22 protein-coding genes are annotated in these 25,208 nt (G+C 67.9%); 6 read left to right on the top strand and 16 right to left on the bottom strand.

Translation table 11 applies throughout. The features are described 5' to 3' along the window. The first annotated feature begins 9 nt into the window (after positions 1-9). Positions 10-921, top strand: a complete 912-nt coding sequence (gene puuE / locus JZ791_RS32745) for an allantoinase PuuE (protein ID WP_216899803.1) — start codon at positions 10-12, stop codon at positions 919-921. 44 nt (positions 922-965) lie between these two features. Here the strand turns inward: puuE and JZ791_RS32740 are convergent, their stop codons facing one another. The 10 genes from JZ791_RS32740 to JZ791_RS32695 form a co-directional block, all read right to left on the bottom strand. Then, a complete protein-coding gene (locus tag JZ791_RS32740) occupies positions 966-1,451 on the bottom strand; it encodes a hypothetical protein (RefSeq protein ID WP_216899802.1) in 486 nt (161 codons plus the stop codon). Positions 1,452-1,462: 11 nt separating this feature from the next. Continuing rightward, positions 1,463-2,272 (bottom strand): 4-hydroxy-tetrahydrodipicolinate reductase, encoded by an 810-nt coding sequence (gene dapB, locus JZ791_RS32735; RefSeq protein WP_216899801.1) that lies wholly within the window; start codon positions 2,270-2,272, stop codon positions 1,463-1,465. Positions 2,273-2,467: 195 nt separating this feature from the next. Beyond that, positions 2,468-3,586 carry an alcohol dehydrogenase catalytic domain-containing protein gene (locus JZ791_RS32730; RefSeq protein ID WP_216899800.1) on the bottom strand — a complete coding sequence of 373 codons (1,119 nt, stop codon included), beginning with the start codon at positions 3,584-3,586 and terminating at the stop codon, positions 2,468-2,470. A 68-nt stretch (positions 3,587-3,654) separates the two neighbouring features. Then, a complete protein-coding gene (locus JZ791_RS32725; RefSeq protein WP_216899799.1) occupies positions 3,655-5,106 on the bottom strand; it encodes an amidase in 1,452 nt (483 codons plus the stop codon). A gap of 50 nt (positions 5,107-5,156) precedes the next feature. Continuing rightward, the gene (locus tag JZ791_RS32720) at positions 5,157-5,930 is read right to left on the bottom strand and encodes a sulfotransferase family protein (protein WP_216899798.1); all 774 of its coding nucleotides are present in this window, start codon (positions 5,928-5,930) and stop codon (positions 5,157-5,159) included. 116 nt (positions 5,931-6,046) lie between these two features. Next, a complete protein-coding gene (gene proS / locus JZ791_RS32715; protein WP_216899797.1) occupies positions 6,047-7,486 on the bottom strand; it encodes a proline--tRNA ligase in 1,440 nt (479 codons plus the stop codon). A 44-nt stretch (positions 7,487-7,530) separates the two neighbouring features. After that, a complete protein-coding gene (locus tag JZ791_RS32710; RefSeq protein ID WP_308163213.1) occupies positions 7,531-8,793 on the bottom strand; it encodes an ABC transporter permease in 1,263 nt (420 codons plus the stop codon). Further along, a complete protein-coding gene (locus tag JZ791_RS32705) occupies positions 8,790-9,677 on the bottom strand; it encodes an ABC transporter ATP-binding protein (protein WP_216899796.1) in 888 nt (295 codons plus the stop codon). The genes JZ791_RS32710 and JZ791_RS32705 overlap by 4 nt, the downstream gene beginning before the upstream one ends. 180 nt (positions 9,678-9,857) lie before the next feature. After that, positions 9,858-11,231, bottom strand: coding sequence for a pentapeptide repeat-containing protein (locus tag JZ791_RS32700; protein WP_308163212.1), 1,374 nt, complete (start codon positions 11,229-11,231; stop codon positions 9,858-9,860). A gap of 132 nt (positions 11,232-11,363) precedes the next feature. Further along, positions 11,364-12,584, bottom strand: a complete 1,221-nt coding sequence (locus JZ791_RS32695) for an MFS transporter (RefSeq protein ID WP_216899794.1) — start codon at positions 12,582-12,584, stop codon at positions 11,364-11,366. 92 nt (positions 12,585-12,676) lie between these two features. On the opposite strand from JZ791_RS32695, the gene JZ791_RS32690 reads away from it, so the two are divergent. The 4 genes from JZ791_RS32690 to JZ791_RS32675 all read left to right on the top strand — a co-directional run bounded on the left by JZ791_RS32690 (position 12,677) and on the right by JZ791_RS32675 (position 15,703). Then, positions 12,677-13,006, top strand: a complete 330-nt coding sequence (locus tag JZ791_RS32690) for an ArsR/SmtB family transcription factor (protein ID WP_216899793.1) — start codon at positions 12,677-12,679, stop codon at positions 13,004-13,006. A 74-nt stretch (positions 13,007-13,080) separates the two neighbouring features. Beyond that, entirely contained in the window at positions 13,081-14,265 is a 1,185-nt protein-coding gene (locus JZ791_RS32685) for a lipase family protein (RefSeq protein WP_308163211.1), read from the top strand. A gap of 79 nt (positions 14,266-14,344) precedes the next feature. Beyond that, positions 14,345-14,869 carry a pyridoxamine 5'-phosphate oxidase family protein gene (locus JZ791_RS32680; RefSeq protein ID WP_216899792.1) on the top strand — a complete coding sequence of 175 codons (525 nt, stop codon included), beginning with the start codon at positions 14,345-14,347 and terminating at the stop codon, positions 14,867-14,869. Between the two features lie 51 nt (positions 14,870-14,920). Next, positions 14,921-15,703 carry an acyl-CoA thioesterase domain-containing protein gene (locus tag JZ791_RS32675; RefSeq protein ID WP_216899791.1) on the top strand — a complete coding sequence of 261 codons (783 nt, stop codon included), beginning with the start codon at positions 14,921-14,923 and terminating at the stop codon, positions 15,701-15,703. A gap of 19 nt (positions 15,704-15,722) precedes the next feature. Here JZ791_RS32675 and JZ791_RS32670 read toward each other — a convergent pair whose 3' ends face one another. From JZ791_RS32670 to JZ791_RS32645, 6 genes are all read right to left on the bottom strand, one after another. Further along, a complete protein-coding gene (locus JZ791_RS32670) occupies positions 15,723-17,336 on the bottom strand; it encodes a class I adenylate-forming enzyme family protein (protein WP_216899790.1) in 1,614 nt (537 codons plus the stop codon). A gap of 123 nt (positions 17,337-17,459) precedes the next feature. Continuing rightward, complete coding sequence (locus tag JZ791_RS32665; protein WP_216899811.1) at positions 17,460-18,446, bottom strand: alpha/beta hydrolase; 987 nt, start codon at positions 18,444-18,446, stop codon at positions 17,460-17,462. Between the two features lie 138 nt (positions 18,447-18,584). Next, entirely contained in the window at positions 18,585-19,901 is a 1,317-nt protein-coding gene (locus tag JZ791_RS32660; RefSeq protein ID WP_254206729.1) for a M16 family metallopeptidase, read from the bottom strand. Between the two features lie 76 nt (positions 19,902-19,977). After that, on the bottom strand, positions 19,978-22,272 hold the full coding sequence (locus JZ791_RS32655) for a polyribonucleotide nucleotidyltransferase (protein WP_216899788.1): 2,295 nt from the start codon (positions 22,270-22,272) through the stop codon (positions 19,978-19,980). 395 nt (positions 22,273-22,667) lie between these two features. After that, complete coding sequence (gene rpsO, locus JZ791_RS32650) at positions 22,668-22,937, bottom strand: 30S ribosomal protein S15 (protein WP_216899787.1); 270 nt, start codon at positions 22,935-22,937, stop codon at positions 22,668-22,670. Between the two features lie 123 nt (positions 22,938-23,060). After that, complete coding sequence (locus tag JZ791_RS32645) at positions 23,061-24,026, bottom strand: bifunctional riboflavin kinase/FAD synthetase (RefSeq protein WP_216899786.1); 966 nt, start codon at positions 24,024-24,026, stop codon at positions 23,061-23,063. A 246-nt stretch (positions 24,027-24,272) separates the two neighbouring features. Here JZ791_RS32645 and JZ791_RS32640 point away from each other — a divergent pair, with 246 nt between their 5' ends. Beyond that, positions 24,273-24,944 carry a metal-dependent transcriptional regulator gene (locus JZ791_RS32640; protein WP_308163217.1) on the top strand — a complete coding sequence of 224 codons (672 nt, stop codon included), beginning with the start codon at positions 24,273-24,275 and terminating at the stop codon, positions 24,942-24,944. Positions 24,945-25,208 lie beyond the last annotated feature (264 nt).

Here is a 25,208-nt window from a genome sequence, read left to right as displayed (position 1 = left end):
GGAGTAGAGATGAGTGATTATCCCCGCGACATGGTCGGCTACGGGCCGCATCCGCCGCATCCGCACTGGCCCGGCGAGGCGAACATCGCCGTGCAATTCGTGCTCAACTACGAGGAGGGCTCGGAGAACTGCGTCCTGGACGGCGACGAGGCATCCGAGACGTTCCTGTCGGAAATGGTTCCGGCACAGGCATTCCCGAATCGGCACCTGAGCATGGAGTCGCTGTACGAATACGGCTCGCGGGCCGGGCTGTGGCGGGTGCTGCGGACGTTCTCCAGCCGCGATATCCCGCTGACCATCTTCGGTGTGGCCCGGGCGCTCGAGCGAAATCCCGAGGCGGTGGCGGAATTCAAGCGCCTGGACTACGAAATCGCCTGTCACGGGCTGCGATGGCTGTCCTACCAACTGGCCGATCCCGAGGTCGAGCGCAAGCATATGGCCGAGGCGGTGCGCATCATCACCGACCTGTTCGGCGAGGCGCCGCGCGGCTGGTACACCGGCCGGGATTCGCCGCAGACCCGCGAGTTGGTCGTCGAGCACGGCGGGTTCACCTACGACTCGGACTCCTACGCCGACGATCTGCCGTACTGGACCCGCGTGCACGACACCGACCACCTGGTGGTGCCGTACACCCTGGAGACCAACGACATGAAGTTCTCCTCCCCCGCCGGATTCGCCAACGGTGACGAGTTCTTCGCCTATCTCCGCGACGCCTTCGACGTCCTGTATGCCGAAGGAGCGGCCGGATCACCCAAGATGCTGTCGGTGGGCCTGCACTGCCGCCTGGTCGGGCGGCCCGGTCGCACCCGTGCCCTGGAACGGTTCCTGGGCCACGTCCAATCTCACGACAAGGTGTGGCTGGCCCGCCGCATCGATATCGCCGAACACTGGGCCCGCGTCCACCCGCCGCGCGAACACTGAACACCCGGCAGTGCGCGACCGCCGCGGTGGTCGCGCACTGCTATCTAGCGCGAGTCGCGCTCGGCGCGTTCCAGAGTGACGGCCCGGCGCATGGTTTCGCGGGCACGGGTGCGGTCGCCCGCATAGTCGTAGGCGCGGGCGGCACGGTAGTTGGTGCGCCAGTCGTCGGGCGCGGCCTCCCACTCCAGCTTGACCTGTTCGAAAAGCTCATCGGCAGCCGCCTTTTCGATGCGGCCCGAGGGCCGGCGCGGCAGCTCGGACACGTCGAGTTCACGCCCCTCGGCATGGATTCGCCGGGCCAGATGCTGATGTGCCAGGGCGGCACGGATACTCGTGACGACCACCCAGACGCCGATGATCGGCAGGATCAGTACGCCGATCCCCATCGCGACGGCCGCGGCCTTCCCACTGCCGATGAGCGATACCGCGATGCGGCCCAGTAGCAGGAAATAGAACGCCAGCGCGATCACCAGGAAGGCGATGAATCCGACGATTCGGACCAGGCGACCGGTGTTGTTGTCCTCAGACACCCGATCGCACCTTACAGATCCAGCAGCGCATCGAGACCGACCGTCAGCCCGGGCAGTTCACCGATCCGGCGCACCCCCAGCAGCACGCCCGGCGCGAACGAGGCGCGGTCGAGCGAGTCGTGGCGGATGGTGAGAGTCTCGCCCTGGGTGCCGAACAGCACCTCCTGGTGGGCGACGAGCCCGGCCAGACGAACCGAATGCACCCGCACCCCATCCACATTCGCGCCGCGCGCACCGTCGAGCTCGGTGCTGGTCGCGTCGGGGCCGGCGCCGAGGCTGGCCTGCTTGCGGGCCTCGGCGATGATGCCGGCGGTGCGGTACGCCGTACCCGAGGGCGCGTCGGCCTTGTTCGGGTGATGCAGTTCGATGACCTCGACCGAATCGAACCAGCGCGCGGCCTGCTCGGCGAACCGCATCGACAACACCGCGCCGATCGCGAAGTTCGGCGCGATCAGCACCCCGACCCGCGGCTGACCGGCCAGCCAGCCACGCACCTGCGCCAGGCGGGACTCGTCGAAGCCAGTGGTGCCGACGACCGCGTGGATACCGTGCTCCACCAGCCACTGCAGATTCGGCATCACCACATCGGGATGGGTGAAGTCGACCACAACCTGCGCACCGGCCTCGCTGAAACCCGCCAGCGCGTCCCCCTTGTCGAGCCCGGCGACCAGTTCCAGATCATCGGCAGCCTCGACGGCCGCACAGATCGCCTGCCCGACCTTGCCCTGAGCGCCGAGCACACCCACCCGGATCTGGTTCGCACTCACGACGCCACCGCGCTGACGCTCGGCTCGGTCGCGCGCACGGCGCGCTGTGCCCATGGTTCGCTCCGCTGCGCTCGGATCACCTTCGACTCCTGTCCTCACTGTCGTTCCGCGTGTGTCGACCCGCCGCCAGACGGGCCTGCCACGATCGCCGAGATCCGAGCCTATCCGGTCACCTCGAAGCCACCGCCGTCGCGGGTGACCCGACCGAGCTGTGCAATTCCACGGTCACGGCACCGCCCGGAACCGGCGTCAGTCGAAGACGATGACCTGTCGCAGCCCGTGCCCAGCGGCCAGCTCGTCCATCGCGTGATTGATGTCCTCCAGCCGCAGCCGCGACGACACCAGTCGCTCGATCGGCAGTTTGCCCGACCGCCACATCCGGACATACTCGGGAATATCGCGCGCCGGGACCGCCGAGCCGAGGTAGCTGCCCACGACGGACCGGCCCCCCGCGACCAGCGCCAGCGGCGAAATGCTCGCCCGCGCTTCGGGACTGGGCAGACCGACCGTCACCGTGGTGCCGCCGGCCGCCGTCGCGGCGACCGCCGTCTCGAAGGCGCGCACATTGCCCGCAGCCTCCACCACGACATCCGCGACGATGCCCTGCTCAGCCAGCTCCGCCGGGGTGTACACCTGGGTCGCGCCGAGATCGGAGGCCAGCGCCAGCTTCTCGGGCAGGGTGTCCACCGCGATCACCTCGCCACCGCCGTGATCGGCATGCAGCGAGGCCGCCACCAGCACCGCCGCCATACCGACCCCGCCGAGGCCGACCACCATGATCCGATCACCCGGGCCGGGCTCGGCCGAATTCAGCAGCGCCCCGCCGCCTGTCAGCACCGCGCATCCGAGAACGGCCGCGATCTCCGGCGGCACATCGTCGTCGACGGGCACGACCGAGCGCCGATCCACCACCGCGTGTGTGGCGAATCCGGAGACCCCGAGGTGGTGCTGGATCACTTCCCCGTCGCGCGACAGCCGCCGCCCGCCACCGAGCAGCTCACCGGCGTTGTTCGCGACGCTACCGGGTACGCACGGGGTGCGGCCGTCTGTGGCACAGCCCTCGCAATCACCGCAGCGCGGCAGGAAGGTCATCACGACGCGCTGACCTATCCGCAGATCACTGTCACCGGGACCGAGCGCCTCGATCCGCCCGGCCGCCTCGTGCCCGAGCAGCATCGGCACCGGCCGCACCCGGTTGCCGTCCACCACCGACAGATCCGAATGACACAGCCCGGCCGCCTCGATGCGAACCAGCAGCTCCCCCGGCCCCGGTTCCCCCAAGTCGAGCTCGCCGACCACCAGCGGGGTCGACTCGGCATACGGCGCGGGCGCACCGATACGTTCCAGGACAGCACCACGGATCTTCATGAATCGAACGCTACCGCGCACGACCGACACCCAGGACAGGTACCGGTAGGGGACGAACCACTCGCCCGCTAACCGGCCAGCGCGGGACGGACCGTCCCGTGGCCGGTCGCCTGTTCGAATGCGCGGCCGACCTGAAGCACCGCCAGATCCGCCCGGTGTGGTCCGACGATCTGCACCCCCACCGGCAGCCCACCGGGGGTGAATCCGGCGGGTACCGACAGTGCCGGGCATCCGGTGGCGCTGATCAGATAGGCCGAGCGCATCCAATCCAGATAGCTGTGCATCGTCTCGCCCTCGATCTCGCCGGGGTATTCCAGCTCGATGTCGAACGGCACGACCTGACTCACCGGTGCGATCAGCACGTCGTAGCGGTCGAAGAACTCTCGTGTCCGATGGAACAACTCGGTGTGCCGCAGCTGGGCTCGGACGACGTCCTGCCCGCTCAGCTCCAGACCGGCCTCGATGTTCCGTGCCAACGACGACTTGAACGCGGCGGGGTGCTCGGCGAGCAGCGGACCGTACGTGCCCGAGAACTGCACCGCCCGCAGGGTGCGGAACACCTCTTCCGCACCCGTCAGGTCCGGGCAGTCCGGCTCGACGATCGCACCGAGTTCCTCGAAGACCCGCGCCGCGGATTCGACGACCTCGCGCACCTCCCGCTGCACCGGCAGCGCCCCGCCCAGCTCGGGCACCGCACCGCCGAAGTCCGGCGTCCACGCCACTCGGAGCCCCCGCAGCTCGCGGGGTGGAAGTTCGGCGAAACCCACGCCGGGATCGCTCAGCGCGATGGGGCTGCGGGGATCCGGCCCGGCCAGCACCGACAGCAGCAGCGCGACATCGTCCACACTGCGCGCCATCGGCCCCTGCACGCCCATCGTCCCCCAGCCGTCGAGGGCGGGCCAGGACGGCACCCGTCCGGGCGAGGGCCGCAGCCCGACCACGTTGCAGAACGACGCCGGATTGCGCAGCGAACCGCCCATGTCGCTACCGTCCGCCAGCGGATGCAGACCACAGGCCAGCGCCGCCGCGGCCCCGCCGCTGCTGCCGCCCGCCGACCGGGACGGATCGTACGGGTTGCGGGTGGCCCCGAACAGGGTGTTGAAAGTATGTGAGCCCGCCGCGAATTCGGGCACGTTCGTCTTGCCCAGCGTGATCACCCCCGCCGCGTGCAGGCGCTCGATCACCAATTCGTCCGTGTCGGGCACATTCTCGGCCAGCAGCGGTGAGCCGAAGGTCGTACGAATCCCGGCCGTAGCGTGAGTATCTTTGTGCGCCATCGGAATCCCGTGCAGTGGCCCCACCGCCGCGCCGGCGGCCAGCCGCTCGTCGGCGGCCCGGGCCGACTCCAGCGCCCGCTCGGCGACCAGGGTCACGATCGCGTTCACGGCCGGGTTCATCCGCTCGATCCGCGCCAGATGCGCCCGCACGACCTCGGTCGACGACAGTTCCCGCGCCCGGACAGCCCGCGCCATCTCCCGAGCCGACAGGTAACACACCTCGTCGTGTTCGGCACTGTCCATCCGCACGCCTACCCTTCTACAGCCATCGGAGTCCGCCGATCGCGCCGGCTCTAGAGTCGGTAGTCGTAGGCCTTGGCGGTGGTCCTGAGCCCCTCGTCCTCCAGCAGGGCGCGCATCCCGGGCGGCAGTTCGTCGAACTTGCGCAGTTCACGCTCCCAGGTGGCGCCGAGATTGTGCACCTTGACACCGAAGACCGACAGGTCGAACCCACGCGGGTCCAGCGACGCGAATTCGCCGAGCTGCTGAGCGGTGCCCTCCGGATCCAGGATGTAGTCCTCATAGCGGAACGTCAGCACCGGCACCGAGGTGGTCTCCAGGAACGAGGACGCGACCCGCTTCCAGTGCTCGATCGCTTCCAGCGTCCGATGGGGCTTCCACCAGCCGGCGCGCTCCCATTCGTCCAGGCTGGACAGCACATCGCGCGGGTCACGCACCACGAACACCACCCGGGTGCCCGGCAGGAATTTCTGCAAAAATACACAGAACTCCTGGTCGTAGCGGACCTCCTTGAAACCCCACACCCGAGTGCCGGGCTTGCGGAAGATCCGGGCCATGAACACCCCGAACGCGTCGCTCATCACGACCGGCTGCGGCAGCAGGTTGGCCATGAATCCCTGATGCCCCCGCTCCGCGAACTCCTCGCGGGCGACATCCCCCACCCATTCGGTGTGCTCGACGAGGCGGCTGACGCCTTCGAGGATCCGCTGCACGTGGCCCTCCTGCTCACCCCAGATGAAGGCCTCCGGATGAGATGAGATCAACCGCTGCAATAACGTACTGCCGCTTCGTTGCCCGGGACCGAGCACTAGGAGTGGAGATGACACTCATGCGATATTACCCCGCGCCCAGAGCCCATCACCGCCGCTGACAGCATACCCCCAGAAACCACCCAGAAATGATCCCGCCGCAGCTCGAGCGGCGAAATCGGTGCGCCGGTAGCTCAGTACGCGCGTCCGAAGATCACCCGCTTTCCGTATACCGCCGGGGCCGCGCACCGCACGCACGCGCCCTGTGCCGCCTCGCCGTCCAGCGGGATGCAGCGCGGTGTCGCGGCGGTGATGGACTTGATCTCCTCCTCGCACGCACGGGCGCCGCAGTGCAGTGCCAGGGCCCAGCCCGTGGACACCGCGTCGGCGAAGTCGGTCCAGTCGTCGACCGTTCGCGTGTGCTCGTCGCGGAATTCGGTTGCCCGCGTGAGCAGATACGCCTGGAACTCGTCGAGGATCGCGGGCATCGTCTCGGGCAGCGAGCCGATCGGCACGGCCTGCTTTCCCTCGCCGCCGAGGCGTCGTACGAGCATCGCGGTGCCCGCCTCGAGATCCCGGGGGCCCAGTTCCAGCCGGATCGGTACGCCGCGCATCTCCCACTCGTTGTACTTGAATCCCGGTGTGAGTTGCGGACGGTCGTCGAGTTGGGTACGAATCCCCTTCGCACGCAACCGATTCGCCAGGTCACGGGCCGCCTCGGGCACGGCGGTGTCCGCACCGCGCACGATCGGCACGATCACCACCTGGTACGGCGCCAGGCGCGGCGGGAAAACCAGGCCCTTGTCGTCACCGTGGGTCATCACGATGCCGCCGATCATCCGGGTGCTCATGCCCCAGGATGTGGTGTGGCACAGCTCGTCTCGCCCCGCCTCGCCGGTGTAGCGGATATCGAAGGCCCGCGCGAAGTTGACGCCCATATAGTGCGAGGTGCCCGCCTGCAGAGCGCGGCCGTCGCGCATCATGCCCTCGATGGTGAACGTGGCCACCGCCCCCGCGAACCGCTCCCCCGGCGTCTTCTCCCCCGGAACGACCGGCAGCGCGGCCAGATCCCGGGCGACCTCGTGGTAGATGTCCAGTGCGAGCATGGTTTCCCGCCGCGCGTCGGCCTCGTCGACGTGCGCGGTATGTCCCTCCTGCCACAGGAATTCGGTGGTGCGCAGGAACATTCGCGGCCGCATCTCCCACCGCACCACGTTCGCCCACTGGTTCAGCAGCAGCGGCAGATCCCGGTGCGAGTCGATCCACTTGGCCATCATCTCGCCGATGATGGTTTCCGAGGTCGGCCGCACCACCAGCGGTTCCTCGAGCTCCTTGCCGCCGGCGTGGGTGACGACGGCCAATTCCGGCGCGAAGCCCTCGACGTGTTCGGCCTCGCGGCTCAGATAGCTCTGCGGGATCAGCAGCGGGAAATAGGCGTTCTCGTGTCCCGTTTCCTTGATGCGCCGATCCAGCTCGGCTTGCAGTTGCTCCCAGAGGCGATACCCGTACGGTCGAATGACCATGGTGCCTTTCGCCGGGCCTCGGTCCACGAGTCCGGCCTTGAAGACCACCTCGTTGTACCAGGCGGCGAAGTCTTCGCTCTGTGCGGTAACACCTCGTTCGTCCCGTGCCATGGCGCACAGGTTACTTGGATCACATCAACCAGCGCGAATGGGTTTCAATCCTCCACCCGCAGCGCCTGCCGGATGGTCAGGCGCTTACCCGTCTGCATGAGCGAGCGCCGGTAGACCTTCTCCGCCACCAGCACGATGCCGCAGGTCGTCGCGGCCATGACAAGCAGCGAGGGCACGGGCTCCCACCATGCGGCGCTGCCGTCGGCGACCCTGCCGGGCATGGTCACGATCGACGCGAAGGGCACATAGGACGCGACGACGCGGGCCGTACCCGTCAGGAAGATGCCCAGGAACAGGATGAGCAGCACCACCATGATCATCGGCGTCGCGGTGGACTGCAGATCCTCCGATCGAGTCGCCAGCGCACCCGCGACGGCGTACAGACCCGCCAGCGCCAGGAAGCCGACGACGAAGAAGACGATGAACCACCCTGCGGCCCCGGCGATCTGACCCACCTCGGAGCTGTGGCCGAGCGCGGTCAGCCCGATCAGCCCGACCGCGGCCAGCACCACCACCTGCGCCAGGGCCATGATCGTATTGCCCACCACCTTCCCGATCAGCAACTGCCGCAAAGGAATCGCACTGGCCAGGATCTCCACGATGCGGTTCTGCTTCTCCTCGACCACGCTCTGCGCGATGGACATGCCGAACAGCATCGCCGAAATGTAGAACAGGATGGCGAAGATCAGGCCGACGAACTTGGCCAGGGACGGATCGAGCGGACTGGATTCGAGCAGCGAATAGCTCACCGCGCTGCCCCGGGACAGTGCGGCGATGGAGGTTCCGGCGGCAATGGCGTTGCGCTGCATGGTGAGTTGGGTGACCGCGGCGGTGAAGTAGATTTCGGCGTTGTCATCCTTGGTGGTCTTGCCGACCAGCCGCCACCCTCCCGACGCGGTCGGCAGCAGACCGACATCGGACGATCCGGCGCGGACTCGCTGCTCCACGGCGGCCTGGTCGGCGACCGTCTGCGCGGTGAACGCGACCTTCTTGTGCGCGGCCTCGGCCAGGCTTCCGGCCGCCTGGACCACCTGTGCGGCCCCGGGGCCGGTGGCCGCGACCGTGACGGTCGTGGTGCGATTGGTGATGAACCCGCTGACCGTGAACGAGATCGCGATCGCCGCCACCATCAGCACCGTGGAGATCAGGAAGCCGCGATCGCGCAGCTTCACCAGGATCTCGCGCTGCATCACGATGCGCCACGCGCCGCGAGTCGCGGATTCGGTGGTCCCCCTGGGTGTTTCGTTCACAACTCCCCCTTGCTGGTGCTCGGCCACGCGCGTTTCTGTGCGCTCGGCTGTACTCACGCGGTCACCTCCCGATAGATCTCGGACACCGACGGCCGCACCTCGGCGAACTCGCGCACCGACCCGCGCCGCAACGCCTCGGTGAGCAACTCGTCGGTACTGGCGCCGGACAGCTCCAGCAGGACGCCCGACCCGTTGGCCGATACGACATCGACCCCGGGAAATCGGTCGAGCCAGTCCGTATGCCCGGCATCCCCGTCCACCACGAGCCGGTACCGCAGTTTCCCGGACGCCCGCAGCTCGGCCACCGACCCCTGCGCGACGACCTTCCCGCGCGCGAGGATCACCAGCCGATCACATAGCCGCTCGACCAGATCGAGCTGATGGGAGGAGAACAGCACCGGCACGCCCTGTGTGGTGAATTCCCGCAGCAGCTCGGCCATGGCGTCGACCGCGGCCGGATCCAACCCGGAGAACGGCTCGTCCAGGATCAGCGCCACCGGCTCGGCGATCACCGCCGCGGCGATCTGCACGCGCTGCTGATTGCCCAGCGACAGCGACTCCAGCCTGTCCTTGGCGCGGGCGCCGAGTTCGAATCGATCCAGCAGCTCCCCGGCCCGCCGCCGGGCCGCGGCGGCCGGCACGCCGCGCAGCCGCGCCAGATAGACCAACTGGTCCAGCACAGGCTGTTTCGGATATAGGCCGCGCTCCTCCGGCATATAGCCGAAGGCGCGCCGATCCACGGCGGTCACCGGCCGGCCGTCCCAGCGCACCTCACCGCCGTGCAGGGCAAGCACTCCCATGATCATCCGCATGGTCGTGGTCTTACCCGCGCCGTTACCGCCGACGAATCCGGTCATCGCCCCGGCGCGGACCTCGAACGACACATCGTCCACGGCCACGGCGTCGCCGAACCGGCGCACAAGATGAACAAGCTCCAGCATCGAATCCCCTGCCTCCCGACTGTGCCGATCGTTACCGATGCGGTCGGAAGTAGCCCAACTTGCAGGTCTAAAGGCTGTGTACTCGGGCTACTTTCGACCGCATCGGTAATTGCCCCGAGACTACCGATCACGCGGGCCGCACGTGGGTCCATACGCGGTGCGTCGCGCAGACGGATTACTTCACGCGGCCGGTTGCGCGGGCGGCCCCGCCGGAACCGGCGGCCAGATATCGGGTTTGATCTGGGCCGGTTTGTAGTTCGGGTCGATATCCCAGTCCACCCGCACGCCCACCCACGCCTTGGGCCGTTCGAAGTGCGTCTCCACGGCCGCGAAACGGGTCCGCCGGAAGGTGATCTCGCCGAAGAAATCGCCACCGGAGAAATCGGTCTCCCGGCCCTCGAACACGACGTTGTCGAACGACACCGCGCCGTGGAACTCCGCGCCGGAGAAATCGGTGCCCTGTGTGGGACTGCGCCGCCAGCGCGTGCGGGTCCCGAATCGCGCGCCGTCGAATACGATTCGCGCGGCGTGCAGCTGAGCATTGGCGAACGATATCTGCGCGCCGTCGAATTCCGCGCCGTCGAACCGCACGGCCTCGCCATCGAATACCGCGGCGTCGAATTCGGTGCGCTCGGTGAGGAATTTGGTGTCGGCGAACGAGGTCCGCTCGCCGCGGAACGACACCCCGTCGAACGACACCCGTGGCCCCCGGAACACCGCGCCCTCGAATCCCACGCGCGATTCGAATACCGCGCCGTCGAATCGCAGGTCCATGGCACGCCACTCCGAGCGGGCCAGCTCGGTCGGCGCGAACTCGGTGTTCCGGAACAAGGTCGTCTCGCCGCGGAATACGCAACTGCGGAAGGAGACGTACTGTCCGGTGAACCGGGTGTACTCGAACGTCGTCGCCCGGTCGCCGATGAATTCCGCGCGGGCGAAATACGTGCGCTCACCGGCGAAAACGGCGTACCGGAAGTCCGAATCCTCCAGCACCGCATCGGCGAAGTCGAAATTCCGGTCCGACCAGGACACCCCGGCCGACGGGCGAACATGCGCCACGATCACGTCGAGGATGGACCGGCGGACCTCACGTTCGTTCTGCCGCAACTGGTATCGCACCTCGAGCTTGGCGCCCTCGTTCTCGCTCGTCTCGGTGCGCGAGACGAGATGATTGGCCCCGGCAGCGGGGTCGTACGGCAGCCGCAGATATCCGCAGAGCACATCGATGCATTGCTGGCGCCGGCCCGGGGCGCCGAATTCATCCGCGACACCCGCCATCGCGTACACACCGGCGATCCGCACGGCCACATCGGCGTCGCCGAGTTGTTTCGCCGCCGCCCCGAACAGTTCGGCGAACCTGCCGCGCTCGGTGTCACGCTGCCGCCGATACGCGACGACCAGCGCGACCGCGCCGCCCACCCCGGCGGCCACCGACAGCGCGATTCTGGTCAGTTCCACCTGATCGGGCGCCTGAGCCTTCGCCCCCAGCAGAATCCACAGCACCCACCAGCTGACACCCGCGATGGCCAGCCCGCCGAGCACCACGGATATCACCGAGAGCAGCAGTGCGGAACGCTGAACTCTGCCTCTGAAACGCTCTCGAAGTCTCCCCCGCCAAACCACAGCTCTGAACGCCTAACTCGTCACATGATCCGATAGACCGACAACTGTCGACAGCGTACTGGCTCAGGCCCTTGTCCGGCTCCCCCGCAGGCCGATCACCGCGGCGCCCGTGCAGGCCAGGGCCACCACGACGACGAACCAGGGGAACACCGTGCTCAGCGCCCACCGCGTCGCCGCCCACCCCGCGATCACGGTCGGCAGGGCCATAGCCGTGTAGGCCAGCAGGTAGTAGGCGGACATGGTCTCGCCCCGCTTATGTTGCGGCACAACGTTGGACAAATGCCGCAGCGAGCCCCCGAAGCCGAGACCGAAGGTCGCGCCGAGCAGCACACCGGCCACCAGCACCAGAACCCAGTTGTGTGTCGCCAGCGCCGGAATGGTCAGCAGCAGCGTCACGGCCATCCCGATGTCGCCGCCGATGGCCGCGCGCCGGGCCGGGATCCGGGTGGCGAACAGCTGCACGAGCGCGGCGGTGGTCGCCGTGGCCGCCACGACCGCACCGCCGAACACCAGGTTGTGCACGCCGGTTTTGGCCGCGGCCAGCGACGGATACAGCGACAGCAGCACGCCCAGCACCGACCAGGCGGCCATCACACCCAGCGCCGAGAACCAGAAGTCGCCCCGGATCTCCTGCGGCACGGCCGGTTTCGCGATCCGGATGGGCCCGGCCACCCGGGCGGTGTGCGGTTCGCGCATGGCCAGCACGCCGATGCCGATCAGCAGGCACAGGACCGTGATCACCAGGTACGGCGTGCGCAGCGGATGCGGCACGTACTGCGCCAGCAGCGCCGACCCCAGAATCGCCACCGCCATACCGACATTGAACGCGACACCGCTGAGTTGTCCGGTCCGTGCACCGTGTTTCGGCTTCAGGTCCAGCAGCGCCGCGGCCCCCGCGACGACCGTGGAGCCGACCGCGAGCCCGTGCAGCGCCCGCGCCACCAGCAGCATCGCCACATTGTCCGCGAACAGGAACACCACCAGGCCCGCGATCATGGTCACGAACGCGCCGAGCAACACCGGCTTGCGTCCCACCACGTCCGAGATCCGCCCGGACACCAGCACCGCGACCAGCGCGGCGAGGGCGTAGACGGCGAACACGATCGTGGTCGTCAGCGACGAGAAGTGCCATTGCTTCTGGTAGAGGCCGTACAGCGGCGCGGGTGCGCCGGAGACCCCGAGCGCCACGCCGGTGGCCAGCAGGATCAAGGCGTAGGCCCAGGGCTGAGTGGGGCGTGCCGTGATGGCGCCGGGCGCCGAGGCTGTCGCCGTAGTCACTGCCATCGCTATCTCCCGATCAGGTAAGTTTGATTACGATCGAACTGAACGACCGTAGCGAGGGTTTGATTCCCATCGAACCCGAAGTGAGGTAGATCATGACGGATACCAAGGCGCCGAAGGTGGAATTTCACCCGGTCGGCACGGTTCAGGACGTCCTGGCGGCCCTGCACGATCCCGTGCGCCTGGAGATGGTGCGCCGGCTGGCCAATGCGGGCACCGCCCAACGCTGCGGCACCCTGTACGACACGATCAACAAGTCGACCGCGACCCACCACCTGAAGACCCTGCGCGAGGCCGGGCTCACCGAACGCATCGTCGACGACGGCCAGGTCTACGCCCGCCTGCGCCGCATCGAGGTCGACAAGGTTCTCCCCGGTCTGCTCGACTCGATCGTCTCCGCCGCCAATCGCGCACACGGAGACTGATTCCCGCCGTACGAGGGCCGCGCGGGCATGTCCGTGAACCGCGGCGCACCAGTCCGCTCCGCTAGGTTGTTGCGGTGACCCGAACCGATATTCGAGAGACCGGTATGCGAGCGGCGAGAGTCTTTTCGGTTGTGGCGGCCCTGATCCTGGCCGGGTGCGGCACGTCCGGCACATCCTCCGACAAGGCCGAGAGCGCGGGAGCGCTGATCTCGCAGCGTCAGCTGAGCAACCTCGATCCGAGTCTCACGGCGGCCGGCTCCTCGGCCACCTACATCCGCTATCGGTCGACCGCACCGGATGGACAGCCCATCGAGGTGTCGGGCGCGGTGTTCGTGCCCGGCGGTACGGCTCCCGCCGGCGGGTGGCCGGTGATCGCACTCGCGCACGGCACCTCGGGTGTGGCCGGCAAGTGCGCGCCCACCAATTCCCCCACCCTGTTCGGCAACGCTCCGGCCGTATCCGAGCTACTGGCCGGGCGCCGAGCCGTGGTGATGACCAATTATCAGGGCTTGGACGGTCCGGGCAAGGCCCCTTACGTGGACAGCGCCTCGTCCGGTGACGACGTCCTCGACTCGGTCCGCGCCGCCCACCACACCGGCCTGCCGCTGGCCCCGGACACCGTCCTCGTCGGTGTCTCCCAGGGTGGGCGAGCCGCGGAATCGGCCGCCGAGACCGCGAAAACCTATGCCCCCGATGTAAAGATCCGGGGTGTCCTGCTGCTGTCCCCCGCGCTGAGTCTGCCCTTCGTCGAGGCCGTCCGCAGCGAAAAGCTCAACGCCCCGGACCAATACCTCATCTCGCCGTACCTGGTCGAGGCCGTGCGCTACGCCGACCCCGCCTATCGCTACGACCAGATCCTGCACGGCGACCTCCTGGCAGCCGCACCGCAACTGGAATCCCAGTGCACCGGCGACACGACCCCCGCCCAGATCGCCCTCGCCACGGCAGCCACCCCCGCCGAGGTCCACTTCGTCGACGATGCCGCCGCGAAACCCTTCTCCGACTTCGAATCCCACAACAACCTCCCCAAACAGGCCACCGCCTACCCCACCTACATCGTCCGCGGCGCGAACGACGTCCTGGTGGACACCGCCTGGTCCACCGCCGCGATCGCCGAGATGTGCGCCCTGGGCACCCCGGTACACGACCTGGTCGTCCCCGGCGGGCACTCCGCACCGACCGGCGCCGCGAGCCAGTGGGCGTCCTGGATCGCAGACCTGTTCGCGGGCAACCCCTTCCAATCGACCTGCCCCCATTGACGGTTGCCCACGGCCGAGGTCATTCGGCCGGGTCGTTCCCACCGGGAATCCCACCTGGACGCGGTAGTCTTCGAAACCGATGACTCCTATCGACGAACACTGGAATCAGCTCCGCGAGTTGATTACTCGTAGCGCTCGATCGACCGGCCACTGGACACTGTCCTGCGTGGACCCCGACGGCATGCCGACCATCACACCCGTAGGCACGGTTTTCGTCCGCGACACCCCCGGCGCGTACTACTTCGACCAGTACACCAGCGCGTTAGCCCGCAACCTCGACGCCGATCCCCGCATCTGCATGATGGCGGTGAACAGCGGATCCCTGTTCTGGCTGCGCGCTCTGCTCCGATCCCGCTTCCCCACACCGCCCGGCATCCGCCTCTACGGCACCGCGGGCCCGCGACGCGAGGCGACCCCGGACGAACTCGCCCGGGTCCGTGCCCGCGTCCGTCCGATGCGTCTGCTCCCCGGCGCTCGCTTGCTCTGGTCCGACTTCACCCACGTCCGCGACCTGACCTTCACCCACTTCCGGCTCGTCCGCTACCCGATGATGATGCCGTCGGGCTGGCCGGCCGATGACGATCCCACAACCTCCGCGGGCTGAGAACGGGACGGCCGGTTTCACCTCGTGTCGGCAGTACGCCACTATTGGCTCATGACGGATATGCCCTCTTTGTTCACGCTCGACGACGCCGGACGGTACGTGCCGCAGAAGTGGGCATTCGGCCGATGGGGAGCGGACATGCTCAACGGGCCCGCCATTTGCGCCGCCGCGGCGCGCACCCTCGATCGTGACCACGGCCGGCCCGGCTTCATCCCGGCACGATTCACGATCGATCTGTTCAAGGCGGCGAAGGGGCGGCCACTCGAGGTGCACACCGAGGTGGTTCGCGCGGGCGGGCGGATTCACATCTCCTCGGCCAGCATCCGCCAGGGCGATATCGAGGTCGCGCAGGCCCGCCTGGTCCAGTTGCGGGCTACCGATGCGCCGCCCGGTCAGGAGTGGCATTCGGACCACCCGCTGGATCCGCCCGCCGACGCGGGCCTGGACTGGTGGTATCGCAGTGAGCACGACTGGTCGAACACCATCGGCGACCATCAGAACGCCGGGCGCAAGAGCCTGTGGACGGTGCCACTGGGCGTGGTGGAGGACGAGGAGCGCAGCCCGTTCGTCGAGACCATCATCGCCGCGGAAGCCACCAGCCTGGTGACCAACTGGGGTTCGCAGGGCGTCGGCTACATCAACGCGGATCTCACCGTGGCACTGGACCGCCTGCCCGTCGGGGATCGCATCGGCCTGCGCGCCGAGAGCCATCTGACCGCCAACGGCGTATCCGTCGGCACGGCAACGCTATTCGATTCGAGCGGGCCGATCGGCACCGGAATGGTCACCAGCCTCGGCAATGCCGCCGCCCAGCTCGACTTCTCCCAGGGCTGATCGCACCACCGGCGTCTGTTCAGGTGAGGCCGAGCGCGTGCGCGGCCCTCTCGCGGGCGGCCCGGCGGTCGGTCTTTCCACCGGGGCCGACCTCCAGATGCGTGACCGGAACGACATACTCGGGCAGGTATTCCCGGCTGGTTCCCTCGCTTTCGAGCCAGCCCGCAAGGGATTTCGTGTCCAGGTGCGTGCCCGCGGCGAGAACCACCACCGCACAGACGCGTTCGCCGAAGATCGGATCGGGCACGCCGACGACCGCGACGTCGCTGACCGCGGCGTGGCCGCGCACCAGCTCCTCGATCTCCACGATGGAGATGTTCTTGCCGCCCCGGATGATGAAATCCGCTGTGCGCCCGACGACTCGGACCCGGCCCGCCTCGTCGACCTCGACGATGTCGCCCAGCAGTATCCAGCCATCCTCGGTATATAGCTCGGCATTCGCGGCAGGATCGTCCCAGTAACCCGCGGAGGTGAGCGGCCCGCGCACCGCGGGCCGCCCACGCCGGACCGGTCCGGCGCAGTCGGCCCCGGACTCGTCGAGGATGCGGACGTGCATCGACTCCAGGACGTGCCCGCAGGTGCGCAGGCGGGTCTCCGCGTCGTCCTCGACGGTGGTCCGGCTCACCGCGCCCGACTCGTTGGATCCGTAGAACTGCAGAACCTTCGCCCCCGTGCGCTGTTCGAACGCCGCGGCGTCGCGATAGGGCACGAGCTCACCTCCGGTGTACAGGACCCGCAGGCTCGACAGATCGCGTCCGCGCGCCGATTCCGAATGCAGCAGCATCTTGAATTGCGTACTGACACAGCACAGTACGGTGACCTTTTCGCGTTCGATCAGCATCGCGGTCTCTGCCGCGTCGAACCGTGGTGTCACGGTGACCGAGATGCCGAGGAGAGCCGGCAGGAAGTGCGCCGACCACAGGCCGAACCCGAACGGGGCGGGCACGACCGAGCACAGGACGTCGTCCGGGCCGATCCGCCCGCCCACCATCGCCTCACGCGCGAACTCGATCCACCGTCGTTCGCTGTGGGTCACCACCTTCGGCAGCCCGGTCGTGCCCGAGGTCGAGTTCAGGATCGTGATATCCGCGGTGCTGAAATGCCCGCCGGTCCCGTCGGAATCCGCCGCCCCCAGCCGGTGCCGGATGATGACGTCCGACTCCTCGTCGAGCACAACGACATCCGCCGCCTCGACGCCGTGCTCCCGCAACTCGTCGACGAGTTCACGCCACGACCGCCCGCGTATCGAGCCCACGGTGATCAGGGTCCGAGCCCCGGCACGCCCCATGATGTGCGCGATCTCCCGCACGCCGGACCGGACGGCGATGCCCACGGCGACGCGGCCCGCGCGATGGCATCCGCACAGCGCGGCGTGGACGACGGCCGTATCGGGCAGCACCAACGCCACGCGAGAGGAGGCGCCCTCGCGCAGTTCCGCGGCGACGGCGTCGGCCATGTGGTCGTACTCGCGCCATGTCGTCGTTCGCTCGGCGGTCAGGAACGCGGGATCGCCGGGCATCCGCCGCGCCCACTCCCGGACGATCTCGCTGATCGGCAGGTCCTCGAACTCCCCGGGTGCGCCGGCGAACCCGCCCGGGCGGATCGCATGCCCGGGCGGCTGACTGTCGGTCATCACCATCGCCTCGTTCCCGCCGACGCCGCATCGACGGCCGTCCAGCGCCCGTCCGGTCCGCGAACTTCGCACGATACCGCCCGGCGAAAATTCATGATCGATGTGATGACCGAACAGCGTGATCTACGGTCGGCTGCCGATCGTCTGAGCCAGGAACGGCCAGGAGCGGTGCAGCTCATCCTCCCAGTAACCCCACGAATGAGTGCCTACCGGCGGAAAGTCCGTCACCACGGGGATGTTCAACTCGTGCAGCCGGTTCGTCAAGTTCACCGTGCAATAGTGGGCGGCCGCCTCGATAGGTCCGCCGACGAAGATCTGCGCCGGCAGCGGACCGGGACCCCATGCCCGCCGGTCGAACGGGGTGTCGTGCGGCGCGGCGGGGATGCCGGTGCCCGCGCTCAGATAGATGGGAGTCCCACGCAATCGCGCCGCGTTCACCAGCGGATCGTTGGCCCGCCACAGCGGTCCGTCGAGCGGCCCCCACATATTCTCGACACTCTGCGCATGACTCCAGTTCTCCACCGTGATTCGGATGGCCTCCTGGCCGATGGGGTCCGAGGCCTGCGCGCAACCACTGTAGGACGCGACGCTTTTCCAGAAACCGGGCTTGGCGATGGCCAGGTTCAGCACCGAGGTGCCGCTCATGGACAGCCCGGCGGCAGCGCGATTCCCGTTGGCCCTCAGATACTTCTCCACGACCGGCGGCAGCTCCTCGTTGAGAAAGGTCTGCCACTTGTTGCGGCCCAGGACCGGGTCGTCACGAATCCAATCGGTGTAGTACGAGCCGCCACCACCGAACGGCGTCACGACGTTGACGTCCTTGCTGTGCAGGAAATCGAACGCGTCGGTCTGCGTGTCCCATCCGGTCTGCCCCGGCCCACCCTGCGAGCCGTTGAGCAGGTAGACCGTCGGCCGCGAGGGGTCCGCGGCCGGAACCACCTGTACGGGAATCGCCCGGTTCATGGCCGGCGAGAACACCATGATCGTCTGATAGCGGCCGCCCATATCCTGAGTCCGGACGATATGGGCCGTATCGGGCGCCGCGACGGCCACGCTCGCCGCGCCGGCCAGATCGGCGGCGGCCAGCGCGCCGACCAGCACCCAGCGCATCGTGGACATCCGCTTCCATCGCCTTCTTCTCACAGTCGAAGCCCTCTCGCGTACAGGTTGTCGAACACTGTTTGTCGAACACTGTCGGACGGGGTTTCGTTCTGCGATCGGCACCGGTTTGGTCCGAGTACGGTGAAGTTACTCCACCATCCTGCGCACCGAGATCGGCAGTTCCCGCGTGCGCCGGTACGGGCCGGCGACCGACACCGCGAACGGCCGGGACAGCAGCTTGCGCGCCACGGCCGACACCTCCTCGGTGGTGACCGCGTCGATGCGGGCCAGGGTCTCCGAGACGCTGCGGTGGTTGCCGTAGCTCAGTTCGCTGCGGCCGATCCGGTTCATCCGCGAACCCGAATCCTCCAGTCCCAGCACCAGTCCACCGCGCAGTGAGCCCTTGGCCCGGGCGCATTCGGCGTCGGTGATGCCGTCCGCGGCAACCTCTTCCAGCACATCCCGCGCCAAACTCGCCACCTGCCCGAGGTTTTCGGGCTGACAGCCGAGATAGACCGAGAACGCGCCGGTGTCGGCGAAGGTGTCGACGCTCGAGTACACCGAGTACGCCAGCCCACGCTCCTCCCGGATGCGCTGGAACAGCCGCGAACTCAGCCCGCCGCCCACCACCGTGTTCAGCACCGACAGTGGCCATCGCTTCTCGCCCTCGTGCCGCCCGAACGCGCGCACCCCGAACACCAGATGCGACTGCTCGCTCTCGCGGCCGATCCACTGCAGCTGCGGCGCGCTGTGCGTGCGGAACTTGCCCTCGCGCCGCGGCGCGGGATCCCTGGTCGGGTCCAGGCGATCGGCGAACGCCCGGTACACCAGTTCGACCGTGTGCTCATGGTCGATGTTGCCCGCGACCGCGATGACCATCCGGTCCGGACGGTAGCGGCGCAGATGGAATCCGCGCAGCTGCGCGGCGGTCATCGCCTCGATCGACTCGACGGTGCCGATCACCGGCCGGCCGACCGGATGATCACCGAACAGCGCCGAGAGGAACGAGTCGCCGACCATATCCTCCGGATCGTCGTCGCGCATCGAGATCTCCTCGAGCACCACCTGGCGCTCGACCGAGACGTCCTCCGCACGGCACAGGCCGTTCAGCACGACGTCGGACACCATATCCACCGCCAGCGGCAGATCCTCGTCCAGGACGTGCGCGTAGTAGCAGGTCTGCTCCTTGGCGGTGAACGCGTTCAGCTCACCGCCGACCGCGTCCATCGCCTGCGCGATATCCAGCGCCGAGCGCGTCGGCGTGGCCTTGAACAGCAGATGTTCCAGGAAATGCGCGGCACCGGCCACCGAAGGCCCCTCGTCGCGCGATCCGACGCCCACCCATACTCCGATGGAGGCCGATCGCACCCCCGGCACATGTTCCGTGACGACCCGCAATCCGCCGGGCAAGACGCTCCGTCGCACGCCGCTGTCGGCCAGCGGCGCATCCACGGCGGACTTCAGGAGCGACGAACCCCCTCGCTCGCCGGAGAGCAAGGGGGTTGCCGAACTCGAGCTCTTTTTCGTCACACGAGAATATTTACTCGGCACCGGCCTCTACCGCAGCAGTGTTGTCGGACGGGGATGCGGAAGCGGAGGAAACGGATGTGTCTGCTGTGTCTTCGTCCTCGACCGGGACCAACGAGATCTTGCCCCGGTTGTCGATGTCGGCGATCTCCACGCGCAGCTTGTCGCCGACGTTCACCACGTCCTCGACCTTGCCGACCCGCTTGCCGTTGCCCAGCTTCGAGATGTGCACCAGACCGTCGCGACCCGGCAGCAGCGAGACGAACGCGCCGAAGGCGGTGGTCTTGACGACCGTGCCCAGGAAGCGCTCGCCGACCTTCGGCAGCTGCGGGTTGGCGATCGCGTTGATCGCGTCGATCGCGGCCTGCGCCGACGGGCCGTCGGTCGCGCCGACGAAGACCGTGCCGTCGTCCTCGATGGAGATGTTGGCGCCGGTGTCCTCGGTGATCTGGTTGATGACCTTGCCCTTGGGCCCGATCACCTCGCCGATCTTGTCGACCGGGATCTTGATCGCGGTGACGCGCGGCGCGTACGGGCTCATCTCGTCCGGGGAGGCGATGGCCTCGGCCATCACGTCCAGGATGGTCAGGCGCGCGTCGCGGGCCTGGGTGAGCGCACCCGCGAGGACCTTGGACGGGATGCCGTCGAGCTTGGTGTCCAACTGCAGCGCGGTGACGAACTCACGGGTGCCTGCGCACTTGAAGTCCATGTCGCCGAAGGCATCTTCCGCGCCCAGGATGTCGGTCAGTGCGACATAACGGGTTTCGGAGGCGCCCGCCTCGTTGGTGACCTGATCGGAGACCAGGCCCATCGCGATGCCCGCGACCGGAGCCTTCAGCGGCACACCGGCGTTCAGCAGCGACAGCGTCGAGGCGCAGACCGAGCCCATCGAGGTGGAACCGTTGGAGCTCAACGCCTCCGAGACCTGGCGGATGGCGTACGGGAACTCCTCCTGCGAGGGCAGCACCGGGATCAGCGCGCGCTCGGCGAGGGCGCCGTGGCCGATCTCGCGCCGCTTCGGCGAACCGACGCGGCCGGTCTCGCCGGTGGAGAACGGCGGGAAGTTGTAGTGGTGCATATAACGCTTGGAGGTCTCCGGGCCGAGCGAGTCGACCTGCTGGGCCATCTTCACCATGTCGAGGGTGGTGACGCCCAGGATCTGGGTCTCGCCACGCTCGAACAGCGCCGAGCCGTGCGCCCGCGGCACGACCGCGACCTCGGCGGACAGCGCGCGAATATCCTTCAGGCCGCGGCCGTCGATGCGGAAGCCGTCGGTCAGGATGCGCTGGCGCACAAGCTTCTTGGTAACCGAGCGGAACGCCGCGCCGATCTCCTTCTCGCGACCCTCGAAATCGCCGGAGAGACTGGACAGGACCGCGAGCTTGATCTCGTCGGTCTTCTCGTCGCGCTCCTGCTTGCCCGGGATGGACAGCGCCTCGTTCAGCTCGCGCTTCGCGGTGCCCTCGACGGCGGTGTACACATCCTCGCCGTAGGGCGGGAAGAGCGGGAACTCCTCGGTCGGCTTGGCGGCCAGCGTCGCCAGGTCCTGCTGCGCGCGGCACAGCCGGGCGATGAACGGCTTGGCGGCCTCGAGGCCCTCGGCCACAACGGTTTCCGTCGGGGCCTGCGCGCCGTCGGCGACCAGGGCGATGACCTTGTCGGTGGCCTCGGCCTCGACCATCATGATCGCGACGTCACCGTCGACCACGCGGCCGGCGACGACCATGTCGAAGACGGCGTTCTCGAGCTGCTCGTTGGTCGGGAAGGCAACCCATTGACCGTCTATCAGCGCGACGCGCACGCCGCCGACCGGACCCGAGAACGGCAGTCCCGAAATCTGGGTCGACGCCGAGGCCGCGTTGATCGCGACCACGTCGTAGAGATCATTGGGATCCAGCGACATGATCGTGACGACGACCTGGATCTCGTTGCGCAGGCCGTCCACGAACGACGGGCGCAGCGGCCGGTCGATCAGGCGGCAGGTCAGGATCGCATCGGTGGAGGGGCGGCCCTCGCGACGGAAGAACGAGCCGGGGATGCGACCCGCGGCGTACATGCGCTCCTCGACGTCCACCGTGAGCGGGAAGAAGTCGAACTGGTCCTTGGGGTGCTTACCGGCCGTGGTGGCCGACAGCAGCATGGTCTCGTCGTCCAGGTAGGCGACGACCGCACCGGCGGCCTGCTTGGCGAGGCGCCCGGTCTCGAAACGGACGGTGCGGGTGCCGTAGGACCCGTTGTCGATCAGCGCGACCGATTCGAATACGCCGGGTTCGACCTCTACGGCGGAACTGTTCACTGTGTCTGTCATTACTCTTGTCTCAACCTCTCGTCTTCGCCGGATCCAGCGCTGACCAGCGCGATCCAGCTATGTAGTTCCCAGTCTGCGCTGGGATTGCCGTACCCGGGTACGGGCGCACGGCAGCCCTCCTGGCTGCTGAGCGCACACCCGACCGTTCCCCCTTTGGGGCGGTGCCTATGAAAAAAGAGATGGCGACGCGGAGGCGGTCATCGATCGAAGCCCAGCGGCGCAGATTCCTGCTCCCGAAAGGCCACTACCGAAGACCGACGCCACGCGGTCGGGTGCATACGGCTGTGCGGCTATGCCGCGGGCGGAACCACCTGGTCCCGCATACACGACTAGCCGACGAGGAGATTCTAATGCTCCCCGTCGGCTGCCATGTCAACCGGCTCTCGTGTGTCTGCTTATCGACGCAGGCCCAGACGCTCGATCAGCGAGCGGTAACGCCCGATGTCCTTGGCCTGCAGGTACTTCGACAGGCGACGACGCCGACCGATCAGGGCCAGCAGGCCGTGCCGGGTGTGGTGGTCGTGCTTGTGCACCTTCAGGTGCTCGGTGAGGTCGGAAATCCGCTTGGACAGCAGCGCGATCTGGGCCTCCGGCGAACCGGTGTCCTTCTCGTGCAGGCCGTACTCCTTGAGTATGGCCGACTTCTGCTCGGTGGTCAGAGCCACGTATTCACTCCTGATATCTCAGTCCGCGCTCGAGGATCCGGGACTCCCGGGCGGGCGCCACCACGGACCGCAGCAAACCCGACGAGCCAGCTTACATGCGTGCTCCGGGCGGTCCGAATCGGGCTAGTCGGAGGCGCCGAGGGTCGTGCGCGTGCGTTCCACGTCGCGCCCGATCTCGGCGGTCAATTCCTCGATCGAGTCGAACTTGCGCATCCCGCGCAGGTGCTCGACGAAGTCCACCGCCACGTGCTGGCCGTACAGATCGGCCTCGGTGTCCAGAACGAACGCCTCGACCGTGCGGGTGCGCCCGGAGAACGTCGGGTTGGTACCGACGGAGATCGCGGCCATCATGCGCTTGCCGGGTTCGGTGGTGCCGATGGTCTTTCCCGGGGTCAGCACGGTGAACCAGCCCGCGTATACACCGTCGGCGGGAATCGCCGCGTACATGGGCGGCGCCACGTTCGCGGTCGGATAGCCCAGATCGCGCCCGCGACCGTCGCCGTGCACGATGACGCCCTCGAGCCGGTGCGGGCGGCCCAGCGCGTCGGCCGCCGCGGCCATGTCACCGGCGTCGACGCAGGCGCGGATATAGGTGGAGGAGAAGGTGACCGCGTGTTCGCCGACCAGATGCACGCCGTCGACCTCGAAGCCCCAGCGAGCGCCCAGTTGCTGCATCGTCGCCACGGTGCCCGCGGCCTTCTTGCCGAAGGTGAAGTTGTCGCCGACCACGACCTCGCTGACGTGCAGCTTCTCCACCAGCAGGTCATGCACGTAGCGCGAGGGGGTGAGCTTCATGAACTCGTGTGTGAACGGCATTACCAGGAACACGTCGATGCCCAGCTCCTCGACCAGTTCCGCGCGCCGGGTCAGCGTGGTCAGCTGCGCGGGGTGCGAACCGGGACGCACGACCTCCATCGGATGCGGATCGAAGGTCATCAGCACCGAGGGGACCCCGCGCAGAGCCGCGGACTTCACCGCCCGGCTGATCAGCTGGGCATGACCTCGGTGCACGCCGTCGAAGACCCCGATCGTGAGCACACACCGGCCCCAATCCGCGGGCATTTCCTCGAGACTTCGCCATCTCTGCACACCCGGCAGCCTACGCAAGTCCGGCCCCGCCCAGCATGTGCGGTGTGGATGTTCACTTCCAGCGTGGGACGCGGTTTCGCGCACGGCCACACCCGTGTCATTTCGACACGCACTCTCTTCACCGATGTGGGAAACAAGGCCGGCTTTGCATAAGCTCGAAACGTGCCCGGAAAACGCGATATCGCTACGCGACGTGAACTCGCCGACCTCTCCGTGCCGCACGAATCCACCGCTGGACCGACCGGGGTGGCGAGTATCGCGCCCGTCCTGTCCTCGGTAGCCCAGGACTATCTGAAAGTCATCTGGACCGCGCAGGAGTGGTCACAGGAGAAGGTGTCGACCAAGCTGCTGGCCGAACGCATGGGTGTCTCGGCGTCCACGGTGTCCGAGGCCGTGCGCAAGCTTGCCGACCAGGGCCTGGTGGAGCACGCCCGGTACGGTTCGATCACCCTCACCGAGGACGGCCGCCGCGGCGCCATCGTCATGGTGCGCCGCCATCGACTACTGGAGACCTTCCTGGTCTCCGAACTCGGCTACGCCTGGGACGAGGTGCACGACGAGGCAGAGGTCCTCGAACACGCGGTCTCCGAAACCCTCATCGAGCGCATCGACGCCAAACTCGGCCACCCCGACCGCGACCCGCACGGCGACCCCATCCCGTCGGTGGACGGCGCGGTACCCACACCTCCCGCCCGTCAGCTCAGCGATTTCCAGGCCGGCGAGGTCGGCCGCGTCGCCCGAATCTCCGATTTCGACCCCGCGATGCTGCGCTACTTCGACTCGGTCGGCATCGCCCTGGACACCCCGATCATGGTCGTGGAACGCCGCGATTTCGCGGGCACCATCGCGGTACGCATCGGCGACAACACCCTCGACCTGGGAAGCCCTGCGGCCGAGGCGATCTGGCTCGCGGTGTGAGCCGGGCCGCACAGGCCGGGTGAGGTCGGCGAGCCGTCCGCACGAAACATCCTGACGCCCCAGCACGACATACCGATCATGATCCGTCGAACCACCGCCGCCCTCTTGGGCGTGGTCGCCACATTCTGCGTGATCGGCTCGGTCTCCGCCGAGCCCATGATCCCGGCGCCTCATCCGAGAAGAACCTCCGCAGGGTCTGCTCGACGTCCGCCGTCGCCAGTGGCGTGTAGGCGTTTGCGGCGGCGATCTTCTCCGCCTTGCGGT

This window comes from Nocardia alni, from assembly GCF_019038435.1.
Classification (GTDB): Bacteria; Actinomycetota; Actinomycetes; order Mycobacteriales; family Mycobacteriaceae; genus Nocardia; species Nocardia alni.
The sequence above is the reverse complement of the archived record's forward strand: the minus strand, read 5'-3'. Positions and strand labels throughout refer to the sequence as shown.